1 pseudogene is annotated in these 260 nt (G+C 46.5%); it reads left to right on the forward strand.

Annotated elements, in window-relative coordinates:
• A pseudogene (locus AAEY55_RS18445) lies at positions 1–260 on the forward strand (IS4 family transposase); the annotation flags it as partial.

Raw genomic sequence — 260 nt, forward strand, 5'->3', positions numbered from 1 at the left:
GCCCTATGCTGAGATATTAGCCATTGATGACACCACTGCGCTGAGTTACAAACATCAAGTAGCAGAAGAGCTTGGCAAACTGGGGACGACGACAGATAAATCACGTGGTTGGTGGGTTCATTCAACCCTGCTATTAGACAGCTTCACGACTCAGACTATCGGGCTCATTCATCAAGAATACTGGCTTCGTCCTAATAATCCTGAAGATGCTGACGAAAAAGAAAGCGGTAAGTGGTCAGAAGCCTCTTATTTCTGCCGTC

Origin of the sequence: Pseudoalteromonas sp. 120-MNA-CIBAN-0494 (genome assembly GCF_040308885.1) — a bacterium.
GTDB classification, from domain to species: domain Bacteria; phylum Pseudomonadota; class Gammaproteobacteria; order Enterobacterales; family Alteromonadaceae; genus Pseudoalteromonas; species Pseudoalteromonas nigrifaciens.